Source organism: Brevundimonas sp. EU05-FHT14B11 (assembly GCF_058790835.1).
Map to the genome: position 1 here is coordinate 1 of NZ_JBYTCY010000006.1, position 725 is coordinate 725.

A 725-nucleotide genomic window follows, 5' to 3' on the forward strand; every position below is an offset into this window, starting at 1 on the left:
ATGGCCAAGGAAAAGTTCGAACGCACCAAGCCGCACTGCAACATCGGCACGATCGGTCACGTTGACCACGGCAAGACGACGCTGACGGCGGCGATCACGATGACGCTGGCGAAGGCCGGCGGCGCCAAGGCGATGAACTACGCCGACATCGACGCTGCGCCGGAAGAGAAGGCGCGCGGCATCACGATCAACACGGCGCACGTCGAGTATGAGACGGCCAACCGTCACTACGCCCACGTCGACTGCCCGGGCCACGCCGACTACGTGAAGAACATGATCACCGGCGCCGCCCAGATGGACGGCGCGATCCTGGTGGTTTCGGCCGCTGACGGCCCGATGCCGCAGACGCGCGAGCACATCCTGCTGGCCCGTCAGGTCGGCGTGCCGGCGCTGGTGGTGTTCATGAACAAGGTCGACCTGGTCGACGACAAGGAACTGCTCGAGCTGGTCGAGATGGAAGTGCGCGAGCTGCTCTCGTCGTACCAGTTCCCGGGCGACGACATTCCGATCACCATGGGTTCGGCCAAGGCCGCGACCGACGGCGTGAACCCGGAGATCGGCGAGAACCAGGTTCTGGCGCTGATGGAAACGGTCGACAGCTACATCCCGCAGCCGGAGCGTCCGGTGGACCTGCCGTTCCTGATGCCGGTGGAAGACGTGTTCTCGATCTCGGGCCGCGGCACCGTGGTCACGGGCCGCGTCGAGAAGGGCATCGTCAAGGTCGG

At 65.5% G+C, this 725-nt stretch carries 1 protein-coding gene; it reads left to right on the forward strand.

The annotated features are described in order from the left end of the window. The coding region (locus tag AC3WRV_RS16810; protein WP_492314144.1) for a GTP-binding protein at positions 1-725 on the forward strand (725 nt) is incomplete at its 3' end.